The sequence below is a fragment of the Streptomyces sp. NPDC051214 genome (assembly GCF_040682375.1).
In the GTDB taxonomy this organism is placed as follows: domain Bacteria; phylum Actinomycetota; class Actinomycetes; order Streptomycetales; family Streptomycetaceae; genus Streptomyces.
On the sequence record NZ_JBFBAT010000013.1, the window covers coordinates 91,515 to 105,281 of the forward strand.

11 protein-coding genes and 1 pseudogene are annotated in these 13,767 nt (G+C 68.8%); 7 read left to right on the forward strand and 5 right to left on the reverse strand.

The features are described from left to right. The first annotated feature begins 524 nt into the window (after positions 1–524). Complete coding sequence (locus AB0M70_RS30820) at positions 525–1,769, forward strand: helix-turn-helix domain-containing protein (protein WP_365824989.1); 1,245 nt, start codon at positions 525–527, stop codon at positions 1,767–1,769. 3 nt (positions 1,770–1,772) lie between these two features. Here AB0M70_RS30820 and AB0M70_RS30825 read toward each other — a convergent pair whose 3' ends face one another. After that, positions 1,773–3,395 (reverse strand): hypothetical protein, encoded by a 1,623-nt coding sequence (locus AB0M70_RS30825; protein ID WP_365824991.1) that lies wholly within the window; start codon positions 3,393–3,395, stop codon positions 1,773–1,775. Between the two features lie 187 nt (positions 3,396–3,582). Between AB0M70_RS30825 and AB0M70_RS30830 the strand changes: the two genes are divergently transcribed. Continuing rightward, the gene (locus tag AB0M70_RS30830) at positions 3,583–5,058 is read left to right on the forward strand and encodes a hypothetical protein (RefSeq protein ID WP_365824993.1); all 1,476 of its coding nucleotides are present in this window, start codon (positions 3,583–3,585) and stop codon (positions 5,056–5,058) included. 9 nt (positions 5,059–5,067) lie between these two features. Continuing rightward, positions 5,068–5,364: a hypothetical protein gene (locus AB0M70_RS30835; RefSeq protein ID WP_365824995.1), complete on the forward strand. Its 297-nt coding sequence runs from the start codon at positions 5,068–5,070 to the stop codon at positions 5,362–5,364. Between the two features lie 33 nt (positions 5,365–5,397). Here the strand turns inward: AB0M70_RS30835 and AB0M70_RS30840 are convergent, their stop codons facing one another. Beyond that, a complete protein-coding gene (locus AB0M70_RS30840; RefSeq protein ID WP_365824997.1) occupies positions 5,398–6,894 on the reverse strand; it encodes a HEAT repeat domain-containing protein in 1,497 nt (498 codons plus the stop codon). A gap of 536 nt (positions 6,895–7,430) precedes the next feature. Between AB0M70_RS30840 and AB0M70_RS30845 the strand changes: the two genes are divergently transcribed. Together AB0M70_RS30845 and AB0M70_RS30850 are read left to right on the forward strand one after the other, a co-directional pair. Then, a complete protein-coding gene (locus AB0M70_RS30845; RefSeq protein ID WP_365824999.1) occupies positions 7,431–7,775 on the forward strand; it encodes a hypothetical protein in 345 nt (114 codons plus the stop codon). 211 nt (positions 7,776–7,986) lie between these two features. Continuing rightward, positions 7,987–9,126: a lipase gene (locus AB0M70_RS30850; protein WP_365825309.1), complete on the forward strand. Its 1,140-nt coding sequence runs from the start codon at positions 7,987–7,989 to the stop codon at positions 9,124–9,126. Between the two features lie 48 nt (positions 9,127–9,174). On the opposite strand, the gene AB0M70_RS30855 is transcribed toward AB0M70_RS30850, so the two are convergent. Continuing rightward, a complete protein-coding gene (locus tag AB0M70_RS30855; protein ID WP_365825001.1) occupies positions 9,175–9,741 on the reverse strand; it encodes a TetR/AcrR family transcriptional regulator in 567 nt (188 codons plus the stop codon). A gap of 211 nt (positions 9,742–9,952) precedes the next feature. Between AB0M70_RS30855 and AB0M70_RS30860 the strand changes: the two genes are divergently transcribed. Both AB0M70_RS30860 and AB0M70_RS30865 read left to right on the forward strand, forming a co-directional pair. Beyond that, complete coding sequence (locus AB0M70_RS30860; RefSeq protein WP_365825003.1) at positions 9,953–11,377, forward strand: MFS transporter; 1,425 nt, start codon at positions 9,953–9,955, stop codon at positions 11,375–11,377. A 185-nt stretch (positions 11,378–11,562) separates the two neighbouring features. Then, positions 11,563–12,049 (forward strand): annotated as a pseudogene (locus AB0M70_RS30865) (phospholipase). Between the two features lie 112 nt (positions 12,050–12,161). Here the strand turns inward: AB0M70_RS30865 and AB0M70_RS30870 are convergent. Both AB0M70_RS30870 and AB0M70_RS30875 read right to left on the reverse strand, forming a co-directional pair. Further along, positions 12,162–12,908, reverse strand: a complete 747-nt coding sequence (locus AB0M70_RS30870) for an aminoglycoside phosphotransferase family protein (protein WP_365825005.1) — start codon at positions 12,906–12,908, stop codon at positions 12,162–12,164. A 195-nt stretch (positions 12,909–13,103) separates the two neighbouring features. Continuing rightward, entirely contained in the window at positions 13,104–13,715 is a 612-nt protein-coding gene (locus AB0M70_RS30875; RefSeq protein WP_365825007.1) for a DUF998 domain-containing protein, read from the reverse strand. Between the last annotated feature and the right edge of the window lie 52 nt (positions 13,716–13,767).

Sequence of the window (13,767 nt, forward strand, 5' to 3'; positions counted from 1 at the left end):
CACGGGTAACTCAACGGCGCAACGGCCGAATTGGAAAAGGCCCATGGACCGAAAGCACCAGGCATTTCCTTGTCTCTGGCACAGCAAATCCAAGAGTGGCTTCGTCCAGAGATGAGTACTCCGCTCCCGAGCTCTTGACGCAGGCGAACGCATGCGAGCCCGCCTCTCCTCGCGCGACCACAACGCGAACTCAGCCCGGTGACGGGCACCCGCTTTTGTCACCCTGCCAACAACATGCGGAAGAGGTTCATCCTGCGGTGAGCATTTCGCTGCCGACCTCTTGACGGGCCCCGCTCAGGCAAGGCGCCCTGAACACGGCACCAGCGGAACGGGGTTGTCCGAAAGAGAGTGATGAGCAGGGTGCACACGGGCTGTCCATGGTCTACCGTGCCAGGGGTTCCACAGCGCCAAGATCACTTATGACCCGCCGCCAGCCGGAGTCCACCGGGGTCGACAGAGACCGATGCCGGCCCCGGACACTGCCGGTCAGCGGTTTCGATCACGGGCGGAGTAAGGGGAGTTCCATGACTACTGCATTAAAGGCGGGGGACGCGGGACACCCCGCGTCCACCCTCCCTCGCGAGTTCGCCGCGATCATGCGCCCAGAACTGCCCGGACTCATCCAGGAAGTCATCGAGGAGATCCACCGCTCCTACCCCGAATACGCGGAAGTCCTCGACGGTCCCTATTCCCGGGCCGTACACCTCATTGTCGAGCACAACCTGACGAGCTTCGTGGATCAGGTGGCCGCCCCGGACACCTCCACCGTGCAACGCGACAAGGTGTGCCGCATGTTCGGCCGCTTCGAGGCCTACGAGGGGCGCAGCCTGGACACCATGCAGGCGATCTTCCGGCTCGGCGCCCGGCTCGCCCTCAACCGGGCCAAGGGGGTGCTGCGGCGGCTCAACCTGCCGGCGGGCCTCATGCTCTCCTTCGCCGACGCCCTGCTGGCCTACGTGGACAACCTCATGGAGGTCTCCCGCGAGGGCTACCAGGAGGCTCGGGCGGAGATGGAGCAAGGCCAGGACATCCAGCGCCAGCGGCTCCTGAAGCACCTCCTGTCGGATGTGTCCGTCCCCCGGGCAACCCTCGTCGAACTCGCCGAGCGCGCCAAGTGGCAGCTGCCCGACGAGGTCACACCGATCGCGTTCAGCACGGAGGGCCGACCCGACCGGGGCGCCATCGCCGAGGACGTCCTGGTCGACCTGAGCTCCTCGCTGCCGCACGCCCTGATCCCCGGGTCCGTCGACGAACACCGCCGCGCCTTCATGGACGCGGCCCCGCACACCATCCGCGCGGCCGTGGGACTGACCGTACCGCTGGCGGACGCGGCGGAGTCCTTACGCTGGGCCCGAAGAGCCCTGAGCCTGTCCGAGGCGGGCGTCCTGGAGGGCGGCGCCCCCTACATCCACTGCGAGGACCACCTGGTGGCCCTCACCCTCTTCGCCGACCCCGGCCTGGTCTCGGCGCTCGCCAGACAGCAGCTCGCCCCGCTGGCGGGCCTGACGGCCAATCAGCGCGACCGGCTCATCAACACCCTGCGCGCGTGGCTCGACACCCGCGGAAACGTCCTGCAGATGGCCGATGCGCTCCATCTGCACCCGCAGACGGTCCGTTACCGGCTGCGCAACCTGGAGAAGGCCTTCGGCGCCCTGCTGGCCTCACCGGACGACCGGTTCGCCACCGAACTGGTCCTGCGCGCCCTGGAGTTGCGCTCCCGTCGCAGCGCCACGGCTCACCGGCCGGGGCCTCATCCGCTCACCGGCTGACTCTCAGGAAGACGAATCCGCGCCGCCCGACGCATCAGAGCGCCCAGCCGGGTACGAGGTTCTGATCAGCCGTCCCTCCACCGTGCCGATCACCAGAACACCCTCCGGACCGGCACTCAGGCACGTCGGGGTATAGACGTGCCCGTCATGGGTGAGCGTCCCGCGCCGCACCACCGTGCCGTCCGCCGCACGCAGCGTGAGCAGCTCGCAGGCGCCGGCTCCGAGCACGGCGTGAACGAACCCGCCGTGCGCATCGACATCCACTCCGGTGACCTGCGCGTCGAAGCGGTGCGCCCAGACCACAGCGCCACCCGGGTAGGCGCGACGTACCAGGTGGGTGGCGTCGCGCACCGTGCACGTGTGGACGATCCCTGGCCCGGCCTCGTCATCGACGTAGACGGCGGGACCACCGCGCAGGAAGGGACCGAGGGAGTCGTCCCAGGCCAGCGGAAACAGCCGCTCGGTCCCGCCGGGGTCCGCCCGTACAACCCACTTCTCCAGCAGTTCCACCCGTACGTCCGCGCCACCCACGCCATAGAGGAAGAACAGATGGGGCGAGCGTCGCACCGGAAAGTCGAAGGAACTGCCGCACTCCCCCAGCGCCAGGGTGGCCAGCCGCCGCCCGGACGGCGTGAGCACCACGCTCTCGTACGGCGGCCAGCGTGGTCCGGGGAACAGCTCCCGGGAGTCCCGGGCCACCCAGGCACCATCCGTACGCGAAGCGATGGCGACCGGGAAGTCGTAACGCAGTTCGGCGAGTTGGGCGCCGTCGGCAAGGGCGAAGCGGCGCACCAAAGTGCGCCGGTTGGCGCTGTCGCCCTCCAGGACGGTGGCCCAGACGCTCTCCTCATCCGGGGTGACATACCAACGACAGCCATTGCGGAGAAACGGGCTGTCGTCAGGCACCGGCACGGCCCACTGCAGGACGCCGTCCGGCGACCAGCACTCCACCAGGGCGCCGCCCTCCGCCGAGACCAGCATCCGGCCGTCCCCCAGCACCTCCACCAGGGACGTTCCGGCCCGCCGGGCCCAGGCGCGGCCCTTCTCGGCGGCGAAGCCGGCAAGACAGCGCCGAGGCTGATCGAGGTCCGGCCCCTCGATGCTGCCCCAGTCGACTTCCGCCGGCACCTGCGGCCAGGAGACCTGTGTCGCCAGCACGTCAGCGGTCAGGCCGCGCCAGTCGTCGCGCCCGACCACCGAGCGCGTGTACGTCAGGACCGGGTCGTCGAAGTCGGTGACCGACCGAGCGAACGTCACCTCCAGGTGGCGTGCGTCCCGCCAGCGCAGATAGGTGACACCGCGGCCGGCGACGACCACGTCGCTACGGCGCCGGGTCTCCACCTCGTACAGGTGCAGTCCGCCCCTGAGCTCGAACTCGTCGCCGCCCTCCGTGCCCACGGCGAGCAGGGGCAGGACGGGATGGAAGGTGAGGTGCTCGATGCTGTGCTCCAGCACGATCTCGTCCCACAGGACGAGGTCGCCGGCCCGGTAGACGACAACCCGTCCCCGTCCCAGCCCGTCGCGGCCGCCGGAGCAGTTCACGGCGATCCAACGGCCGTCCGCGCTCACGTCGGTCGTGTACGGGTGGCCGATCTCGGGGAACGGGTCATCGGGTATGAGGTGCACCGCGGGAGCCTATCGCTCGAAGATCCCCGGTAGACGTCCGACCGCAGGCGCAGGACCCAAGGATCCCGGCGCGCCGCAAGCCGAACAGTATGACCGAAACGACCAGGGCATAGCTATCGGATCCACCTCGTCCTTAGCATCCTCCCCGCGGCGCACCACGCGTCGCGAAAGGACAAGGAGCCGCGTCTTGAAGAGCTTGAGATCGTTGCTGTCCCACCCCCGACGGCCGCGAGCCGGCAGGCAGCAACGCGCGGCACTTGTCGCCGGCCTCGCCGGTGTCGTCGTCGCCGGCGCGCTCACCGGTACGCCCAGTGCCCACGCCGAAGCAGGCCGCCCCCACCAGGCCACCTGCCCGACGGACTTGCAGGACACGGCGACGTGTTACACCGGCCAGGACACGAACAACGCCTACTACTCCATCGCCGTCCCCCGGAACTGGAACGGCTCCCTCGTCGTCCATGCCCACGGCGGTCCTGACCTCGGTGACGGCTCCGACCCCGAGCGCAGCGCCGGCGATCTGGAGCGTTGGTCGGTGATGGTCAAGGAGGGCTACGCCTGGGCCGGCTCGTCGTATCGCCGCGGTGGCTATGGCACCCGGATGGCGGCCGCGGACACGGAGAAGGTACGGCGCCTGTTCGTGCAGAGGTTCGGGAAGCCGAAGCGCACCTATGTGCACGGCCAGTCCTGGGGCGGGGGCGTCGCCGCCAAGGTGGTCGAGACCTACGCCTCGAAGCGCGGCCCCTACGACGGAGCCCTGCTGACCAACGGCCTCCTGGCAGGAGGATCGCGTGGCTACGACTACCGCGTCGACCTGCGCGCGGTCTACCAGTATTACTGCCGCAACCATCCCCGCCCCAGTGAGCCGCAGTACCCCCTGTGGGAGGGCCTGCGCGCGGGGTCGTCGATGACGAACGCCGGCCTGCGCGCCCGGCTGCAGGAGTGCACCGGGTTCGCCTCGCCTCCCGACGAGCGAACCGCGCTGCAGCAGCGCAACCTGCACGACATCCTGGCCGTGACCGGTGTCCCGGAGCGCACCCTGGAGTCACACCTGCGCTTTGCGACGTTCACGTTCCGCGACATCGTGCACAACCGCCTCGGCGGCCGCAATCCGTTCAGCAACACGGGGGTGCGGTACTCCGGCTCCCACGACGACAAGGCCCTCAACGCCGGCGTGGCACGGTTCAGTGCGGACCCGACCGCCGTACGCGACCTGACCTACGACAGCGACCTCACCGGGAAGGTGTCGATTCCCGTCCTGACGATGCACGCCATCGACGACCCGACCGTCTTCGTGGAACACGAGGCGGCCTACCGCGCGTCCCTCGCCGGCGCGCACCGAAGCCGGTACCTGGTGCAGACGTTCACCAAGGAGAGCGAGCACAGTGGGCTGAGCAACTCCGAGTACGCCAACTCCGTGGCGGCCCTCGACAGGTGGGTCCGCACCGGCAAGAAGCCCAGTGCGGGAAGCATCGCAGCATCCTGCCCGGCCTTCGACCGCGCCTACGGGACCGGCTGTTTCTACGACCCGGCGTTCACCCCGGCCCCCTACGCCTCACGGGTCGCTCCCCGGCCAGGCGGCCTCAAGTGGCCTTCTATGACGGCTTGGCAAGAAAAGAGGTGGAGCCGGATCGACGGCGTCGGTATCGCTGCGCATCGCTCCTAGAATGCCGGGATGCCCAAGCCGATACCGATGAACCGCCGCATGTGGATTTCCGTGTGGGCCGTGCTGTGCGTGGGCGGCCTTGCGGCCACGACCGCACTGAATACCTCCTCGACCCGGGACGCACAGCCCACGAAGCCCGTCAGTGCCGAGTGCCGTCGGTACATCGCCTCCATCGAGAAGCAGTTGGCCAAGGCCAAGCAGGAGGGCGATGACGAGGACAGGGTGGTGGCTGTCGCGGGAATCCGCGTCAGCGACGAGGAGGACTGTAGCGACGAGTTCCGCGACCACATCGCCGGCGATCGGTGAGCGTCACCCGTTTTCGTTGTCGCCCCTGGCTCGTCAGTTGTTCCGGCAGTCGTCCAGGGCGCGCAGCGCGTCGGCCGCCGCCGCGCGTACGAATTGGCACGGGTCGGAGTCCAGGGCGCTGAGCTGGTCGCGCAGCCGCTCCTCTCCTGGGGGAAGCGTGCCTGCCACCTCCACCCAGTGGGCGATCCCCTCCGCGGCGGCCTGGCGCACCCACATGTGCGCGTCGTCCAAGTGCCGCACGAAGAGCGGCAGATCATGCGGTGTGCCGGCGTCCGTCGCTTTATGGGGGTCCAGGAGTGACAGCGCGGCGGCTCGGACATAGGGGGAAGTGGTCCGGTCCACCAGTTCCCGCAAACCGGGCAGGGCTTCCGCCAGGCCCGTGAGGACCCGCTCTGCCACCCCCACCAGGGTGGCGTCGATGCCGAGACGGGTCACCAGCGCCCGGGCGACCGCCGCGCGTTCCCACGGCCGGAACCCGGTGTCCGCCATCGCGTCCAAGCCCCGCAACGCGCCTTCGTACACCCCGGGCGCGGCATGGTCCAGCAGGGGAAGCAGCAGCCACACGGCGTCCCATCTGCCCATGTCGCCGTAGGCCATTGCTGCTGCCGCGAGTGTGGGGGCGGGCGTTGTCGGGTCGGTGAGCAGGGCTCGCAGCAGCCTTGTGGCGGTTTTGCCGCCGACAGCCCCCAGGGCAGACGCGGCCGAGGGCGCCACCCGCTCGTGCCTCAGCCAGTGCGAGGCCGGACCCAGCAACCGTTCCTCACCCGATCGCCCCAACAGGAACAGCAGTTGTACCGCCACCTCCGGGTCTCGCTCCGCTGCCAGGGCAGCGAACAGCGCGTCCCGTACCTCTGGGCGTTTCACGCGCGCCAGTCGAAAAACCACGGCGCAGCGCACCTCGCTGGAAGTGCCGTCAGCCAGTTCTCTCAGCAGCGATGGCAGCAGCCGGTCGGTGTGCAGGTCCGACAGCATCAACACGGCGCACACGCGGGCGGCGTCCTCACCCCACTGGGCCGTACGGACGATCTCCGCCTCGACGTCCGGGTCCTTCTCGAACATGTAGACCATGGCCCGCGCCCGACCCCACACCGCGTGCAACGGATCACCCATCAGCCGGACGAGCGCGGGGACATCACCGGGAACGCCCAGCTCCCACAACGCCTCCAAGGCATTGATCCGCAGGTGATAGTCCGGATCCCCGAGCAGTCGCCCGTAGGCCTCCACGACCTCTCGATCGCGCAACCCGAGCCGGATGGAGGCCAGAGAGGCCTTCCTGCGCACCCACGGATCGTCGTCGTCCATCAGCGCGGGCAGAGCCTGCGACCCGGCCGCGGCTACCCCCAGCCAGCCCAGGCCCACCGCAGCGCCTTCCCGCACCTCGGGCGCGGGGTCGGTCGCTGCCCGTACGAGCACCGCGGCGTGCTCGGGCTCGCCGAGTTTGCCAAGTCCCTTCGCCGCTGCTGCCCGTCGCCAGGTGTCGCCCGTCTTCAGCTCCCTCAAGAAGAAGGCAACCTGATGTTCGCTCGTCATGTGCACCCCGGGGAGTAAGACTCCCGAACACACGGGAAGTTGCACTGAGCGACGCCACTGTCGACGCGTCGAGGGGCGTGCTCGGGCCCCATGCCGCCACGCATCGTGGCATTGTGGATCAACTGATGATTCGGATGCCAAGCGTCCGTGTAGGGGGATCTCCATGCGTCTTCGTGCTGTCACCGCCACCGCCGTTCTCATCCTGTGCGCCACGACCGGCACAACAGCCTGCTCGTCCACGACGGATGCAGGAAACACGAAAGCGCCCACCGGTCGCACCACCAACCCTGCGTCCGCGGACGACGTCGAGGGCAGCATCACGACGGGCAAGCGCCGGGCGGCGGCGCCCACAACGACCGACGGACCAAGCCCGGACAACCGCCCCGAGTGCGCCACTTCCGCCGCTGAGATCCCGAAGGAGTGTGCTCTGGACCTGTCGTTTTCCCGGAGCACCGAGGGCCGGCCGACCACCGGATCACCCCACACGCCATAGCCTTGCTGAGGCCGGTATGCGACAGAGCGCTATGGAGCAAGGCATGTGGGACGGCCCTTTTTACCGCGTCAGGCGTGATGGATACGAGATCTGCTTCGTACCCGGTGCGGAAGAGGACCTTGATGAGGTCTGCAATGTGGACGTGTGGGTCATCCGCGAAGACGGCGATCGCTGGTCCGCAACCGTGGTCACGCTCGATGAGGTGCACCGCAGCATGGACCGACAGCGGCAGGCAGGCGAACCAGAAGGCGACTACTGGTGGTGCTGGGACGGCCTCATCGTCCGCGACGCGGGTGTGCCGGCCATGGTCAAGGTCATCGACGGGCTCGTCGCCGCGGGCGAGCACGCAACAGTCCTTCGCCACGTCGGGCCCGAAGGGGACGCTTGATCTTGTGCATTCCGACGTACTTTACGATGGCCCGCGCATGATCGCTCGTACCGGGATTCCGCATGGGTTGCGGCGCTCCCGTCCGTCGCTCTGGGCTACGTTGGCCCCCATGGCGCCAAGCGCTTGCAGGTCACGGGACAGCGGGCACCGGTGGGCGCGTTCGCGTTGTTCCGCCGTAAATTGATCGTGGGTAGGAGCGGTGACGGTGGCGATGCGGGCGGTTGCGCTGACGGGCGGGCCGGTGGAGTTCCGCGGTGCGCTGGATGTGGAGACCACGTCGGCGGGAGTGATGCCGAGCCGGTTGCCCGCGTGGGCCAAGGAGCAGTATCAAGATCCGTCGGTCCATGGGGTGAGCGTGATGCCGTCGGGCGTGCGGCTGGTGTTCCGCACCGACGCCCGCGTGCTGGAGTTTGAGGTGCTCACCTATACAGGACAGCTCGACAGCGACCCCGAGCCGCGCCCGACCGGGATGCTGGAACTGCTGGTGGACGGCACGGTAGTGGAGCGCCGGCAAGCGCCGGTGGGCCACGTGGTGCGCATGGCGGGCCCCGGCGGCGAACAGCGCCTGATACCGGGCGAGCCGCGGACGGTGCGGTTTTCCGGCCTCTCGGCCGGCATGAAGGACATCGAACTGTGGCTGCCTCAGCAGACCCCCACGGAACTGGTGGCTTTGCGCGCCGACGGCGAGGTGCTGGCGCCGCGAGCTGACGGCCGGCGCCGTTGGGTGCACCACGGCAGTTCCATCAGCCACTGCCTCGAGGCTGATGGTCCGACCGGCACCTGGCCGGTGGTGGCGGCCGCACTCGGCGGGGTTGAGGTGATCAACCTCAGCCAGGCGGGCAATGCGCTGCTGGACCCCTATGTCGCCCGGACCATCCGCGACATGCCCGCCGACCTGATCAGCCTCAAGGTGGGCATCAACATCGTCAGCCTCGCCGCCTTCCGGCTACGGACATTCGGCCCGGCCGTCCACGGATTCCTGGACACCATCAGGGACGGCCACCCCGACACCCCGCTGCTGCTGGTCTCCCCCATCAGCTGTCCGGCACTCGAGGACACTCCAGGGCCCACCACGATGGACCCGGACGGGAAGATCACTGCCACCGCTGACCCGGCCGAGGTGGCCGCGGGCGCCCTGTCGCTGGCGGTGGTCCGGGCCGAGCTCGAACGGATCGTGACGCTACGCCGGAAACGCGACCCCCACCTGCACTACCTCGATGGCCGAGACCTGCTCGGCCCGGACGAAACCGACGATCTCGCCGACGGACTGCACCCCACCGCACCCGCCTACCGGCGCATGGGCAAACGCTTCGCCGCCCACGCCTTCACCAGCGAGGGCCCCTTCGGCTGAGCATCACGCTCTCTCCCGCGCGACCCGGGATGCGGGACCCGGTTGCCGTCACAGCAATCGGTCGACCAAGCCGTCGATGTAGTCCGGCGTGAGCGGGCCCATGCCGAACAAGATGCGGATGTACATCGGGGCCAGAATATGGTCCAGCACATCGAGCGCGTCGGGCGCGTCCTCGCCCCGTTCGCGGGCGCGATCGAGCATGGACTCCAATTGCCGGGTGCGTTCGGCGCGGAGGTCATCCCGCGCCTGCACGCCCTGCTGACCGCTGCTGGACAGGGCGACCGCCAGGCGCACCACCGCAAGACCGTCAGGTCCGGTGATCTCGCGGGCCACTTGGGCCGCGTACGTGCGCAGGTCACCGTCCAGGCTCCCGGTATCGGGCATCGGTGACTGCGCGTTGAGGCGGGTGAGCGCCACATCGGTGAGCAGGCTTTCCAGGTTGCCCCACCGGCGGTAGATGCTGCTGTCGGCTACGCCCGCGCGGGCTGCGACCTCGCCGACGGTGAAGTTGCCGTAACCGCGCTCGCTGATCAGGTCGGTGACGGCCTGGTGCACCTCCGCGCCCACGCGGGCGCTGCGCCCGCCGGGCCGTCGGGCTCGCTGTCGCTCGTTCATGCACCCACCTTAACGCAGTCAGGACTTGCGTTTGCGAGGCGACCCCTCTACAGTCCCCTAACGCAGTCGCGGACTGCGTTAAGGCGTTCAAGTGCACCTGCCCCACCCGCGTCGACCGTGCGCGGGGCGGGCGGGGCGGGTGCACCAACGATGGAGAGGACTCCTCATCACTGCATCGCTTGCGGCCGTAGGCAGTCGTTCGAACAGGGCCGTGCTGCTCACGGTGACCTGCCTCGGCCAGTTCATGGTCCTGCTCGACAACACGATTGTGGGAGCGGCGCTGCCCGACATGCAGCACCGGCTGCACACCCAGCTGACCGGTCTGCAGTGGATCGTCGACGCGTACGTACTGCTGGTCGCCATGCTGCTGCTGTCCGGCGGCATCTTCGCCGACCGGTTCGGCCGCAAGCGGGTGTACTTGAGCGGCGTGGTGGTGTTCACCGTCGCGTCGGTGCTGTGCAGCCTCGCGCCCTCGGTCGGCTGGCTGGTCGCCGGCCGGGTGCTGCAGGGCATCGGGGCCGCGGCGCTGTCCCCCGCCTCACTGGCCCTGCTCGCCTCCGCCTATCCCCAGCCGCAAGAAAGGGTCAAGGCGATCGGACTGTGGGCCGGATTCAGCGGAATCGGTCTGGCCGCGGGCCCCGTGGCCGGCGGTGTACTGACGGAAGCCTTCGGCTGGCCCGCCATTTTCCTGGTCAATCTGCCCATCGGCGCAATCCTGCTGCTGCTCGGCCTGCGCCACCTCGGCGAGTCCCGCAATCCGAGCGCCCCCGCGATCGACGTTCCCGGGACGGTGCTGTCCATTCTGGCGGTGGGAGCGCTGACGTACGGGCTGATCGAGGGTGGTGCCCGCGGCTGGACGGCTCCGGTGATCCTGGGCAGCTTCGCAGCCGCCGTGATCCTCCTCGCCGCGTTCGTCGCCCTCGAAGCGCGTCGCACTGCTCCGATGCTGCCGCTGCGGCTCTTCCGGCAGCGGCTGTTCACCGTGTCCAACACCGCCATGGTCGTGGCGGGGTTCGCCCTCATGGGTTCGTCGTTCTTCTTCTCCCAGTTCTTCGTGTACGTCCAGGGCAGCTCGATCATGCGCGCCGGCCTACAGACCCTCCCCCTCTCCCTCGCCATGGTGATCGTCAGCCCCTACGCGGGCCGGCTCGCCGCCCGGTACGGCTTCCGCGTCGTGGTCACCACCGGCCTGGCCTTGGCCGGAGGAGGGCTGCTGGCACTGGGCACGGTGCACGCCGACACCGGGTACGGGAGTGTGTGGTGGCGGCTGGGAGTCATCGGCATCGGTTTCGCCCTGACTCTGTCCCCGCTGACGGGCGCCGCCATCCAAGCAGTCAGTGCGCACGAAGGCGGCCTTGCCTCGGGCATCATCAGCACCACGCGGCAGATCGGCGCGGTGCTCGGCGTAGCGGTCCTCGGAGCCATCGTCCGCACCCGGCAAACCGGCGGCGCCTCCTTCGAAACCGGCCTCAACAGCGCCTTCCTCGCAGCCGGCGCCATCACCCTGGCCACCGCCGTCTTCACCGGCCTGTGGCTGACAAGGTCCACGCCCGCGAACGACATCGCCACGCCACAACACCCCACCGATCCCGACAGGGCCTCCGCCACCAATGGAGTATCCGCAAGCAGCCGTTGACACGGCCACCCCGGCCGGGAGGTGCCCCGCTGAAGGTTCTCTCAGCGGGGCACCTCCCGGCCTTTCCGGGTCTCCGACCCCGCCCGCCTCCCAGAGTTCACGCGTGCGCCTTGTTTGTTGAAGTACCAACTGTGGGAATGACACGGCTTGTTGAGACGGAAGTGTCATCCCCCACAGGAGGCCCCATGCCCCGTCGACTCACCGCTCTCGCCGTAAGCACCGCTTCCCTTACCCTGGCCGTAGGCGTAGCCGCCTCCCCCCGCATCGGCCGTGCCGGCCGACAAGGCGCAGATCCTCAGCCAGTGGACCCAGACCGACGCGGGCAGCTACAACGCCTGGGTCTCGGCCAACGGCAACCAAGGAGCCTGGAGCGCGTACCAGTTCAACTGGTCCACCGACTACTGCTCCAGCTCCCCCGACAACCCCCTCGGCTTCCCCTTCAAGACGGCCTGCGCGCGCCACGACTTCGGATACCGCAACTACAAGGAAGCGGGCACCTTCAACGCGAACAAGGCCCGCGTCGACAGCGCCTTCTACGAGGACCTGAAAAGAGTGTGTGCCAGGTACAGCGGCGCGACGAAGAGCACCTGCAACGGGACGGCCTGGACGTACTACCAGGCCGTCGACAAGCTCGGCTTCACGGGCGTGGTGGGCGACGGAAGCGCCGCCTGACAGGCCACTCACCCGCACGAAGGGCGGTGACCGCGCGCACGTCACCGCCCTTCTACGCTCAGCGGGCGCCGCGGGGTCGCCCATCACCCTGCAATAGTCAGGCCCTTGATCCTCACATCCGGGATTTCAGCACGTCGACCTCGCAGCCCGGCGCGGACGGGTCGAAGCCGTGCTCGACCAGCCAGCGAACCCCCAGCAGGCTTCGCAACGACCCCCACGCGCGGATCACTTCGAGGTCGACGTCACTGCCGTAGCCGGCGAGGAGGTCGTCGAGGTGTTCTTGGTGTCCGAGCGTCAAGGTGGCGATGTCGTACAGAGCATCACCCTGGCCCGCCTCGGACCAGTCGATGATGCCCGTGATCTCGTCGCCGTCGACGAAGACGTGAGCGATCTGCAGGTCGCCGTGTGTGAACGCCGCGGTCCACGGACGGAGCGCGGCATCGGCGACCTCACGGTTGCGGGTGATCAGGTCGGTGGGCAGGACATCGTTTGCTACGAGCCACTCGCACTCGGAGTCGAGTTCCGCCGTCAGCTCTTCGAGGTCGCGGCCGGCCCTGCCTGGCCGGGGAGGCAGCGGCGCATCGTGCAGGGTCCGTAGGGCGGCGCCCGCCGCCGCCCACGCCGCCGGGGACGAGGTCGACGGCTCACCCAGGCGACCGAGCGCCGTCCCCGGGACCGCGGCGATCGCGAGCACGGGCGGCTTGCGCCACAACACCTCCGGGGTCGGAATGGGCGCCAGCGCCATCGCTTCGACCTCGACATCGGTACGCGCCGCATCGGCGTCGATCTTCAGGAACACGTCGCCGACCCGCAGCGTCGCGCGTTCGTGATGGGCGACGATGACGTTGACCTCATCCATGGCCACCAGTATCCGGAGATGCGCGTCGACGTCACAGGATTTATCCCGTGCCACTGCCGGCAGACCGCGTCTCGCCCCGCTTCGAGGCCCTGCACCGAAGTTCAGGCGCCAATTCCCGGTCCCCGGTACGGCCGGCCCGACGGATCGGCAGCCGTGACCAGCGAGTACGGGGCGGCACCCGTCAGAGGGCAACCGTCAGCTGTGCAGAAGGCGCACGGCGAGCAGCGTCTGCCAGGTCCAGCCGATCGTGAGTGAGACGCGCTGGATCAGTCCGCCGTGCCCCACCCAGCGTTGATGCTGGCTGAACGCGGCGCTGGCCAATGCCATCGTGGCCGCGAAGAGCACACCGCTGGCGATCGAGTAGAGAGCCCATCCCGGCGAGTTGGACAGGGCGAAGACGAAACAGGCCGCAGCAAGGGCAAGGAATCCGATGAGGGAGCACAGATCATGCAGAGCCCCTGCGCGGGTGGGGCGCTGGAGCTGATCAGGGGTTCCAACAGGGTAACCACTCACCGGATCCGTGCGGCAAGCACCTGCGCCCAGCAGACCGACCGCCCAGACGCCGATCAGTAAAGCGCCCGAGTGCGACGGCCCAGCGCGCCACAAGCCCACGGCGAAGCTCAGTGACAACAAGCCCGTGAAAAGGAAGTTGACGGTCTGTGACCACCCGGCGCGCCCGAGGGCCAGCGAACTGACGGGATGACGGAACGGCTTGTAGTCCACACGGCGAGCGCCCTCCAGTAGGTACGCGACGGTGAAGAGAGGGCCAGCGGCCATCCCGCAGGCAAGCAGCGATTGGTCACCCATCCCGTCAACCTATGTTGACAGAACCGGCGCGTCAACTCTCGTTGACATGAGA

Excerpts from the sequence above, each read along its gene's own strand:
- AB0M70_RS30820 (WP_365824989.1), top strand. The coding sequence starts at position 525 with ATGACTACTGCATTAAAGGCGGGGGACGCGGGACACCCCGCGTCCACC.
- AB0M70_RS30835 (WP_365824995.1), top strand. The coding sequence starts at position 5,068 with ATGCCCAAGCCGATACCGATGAACCGCCGCATGTGGATTTCCGTGTGG.
- AB0M70_RS30840 (WP_365824997.1), bottom strand. The coding sequence starts at position 6,894 with ATGACGAGCGAACATCAGGTTGCCTTCTTCTTGAGGGAGCTGAAGACG.
- AB0M70_RS30845 (WP_365824999.1), top strand. The coding sequence starts at position 7,431 with ATGTGGGACGGCCCTTTTTACCGCGTCAGGCGTGATGGATACGAGATC.
- AB0M70_RS30850 (WP_365825309.1), top strand. The coding sequence starts at position 7,987 with ATGCGGGCGGTTGCGCTGACGGGCGGGCCGGTGGAGTTCCGCGGTGCG.
- AB0M70_RS30855 (WP_365825001.1), bottom strand. The coding sequence starts at position 9,741 with ATGAACGAGCGACAGCGAGCCCGACGGCCCGGCGGGCGCAGCGCCCGC.
- AB0M70_RS30870 (WP_365825005.1), bottom strand. The coding sequence starts at position 12,908 with ATGGATGAGGTCAACGTCATCGTCGCCCATCACGAACGCGCGACGCTG.
- AB0M70_RS30875 (WP_365825007.1), bottom strand. The coding sequence starts at position 13,715 with ATGGGTGACCAATCGCTGCTTGCCTGCGGGATGGCCGCTGGCCCTCTC.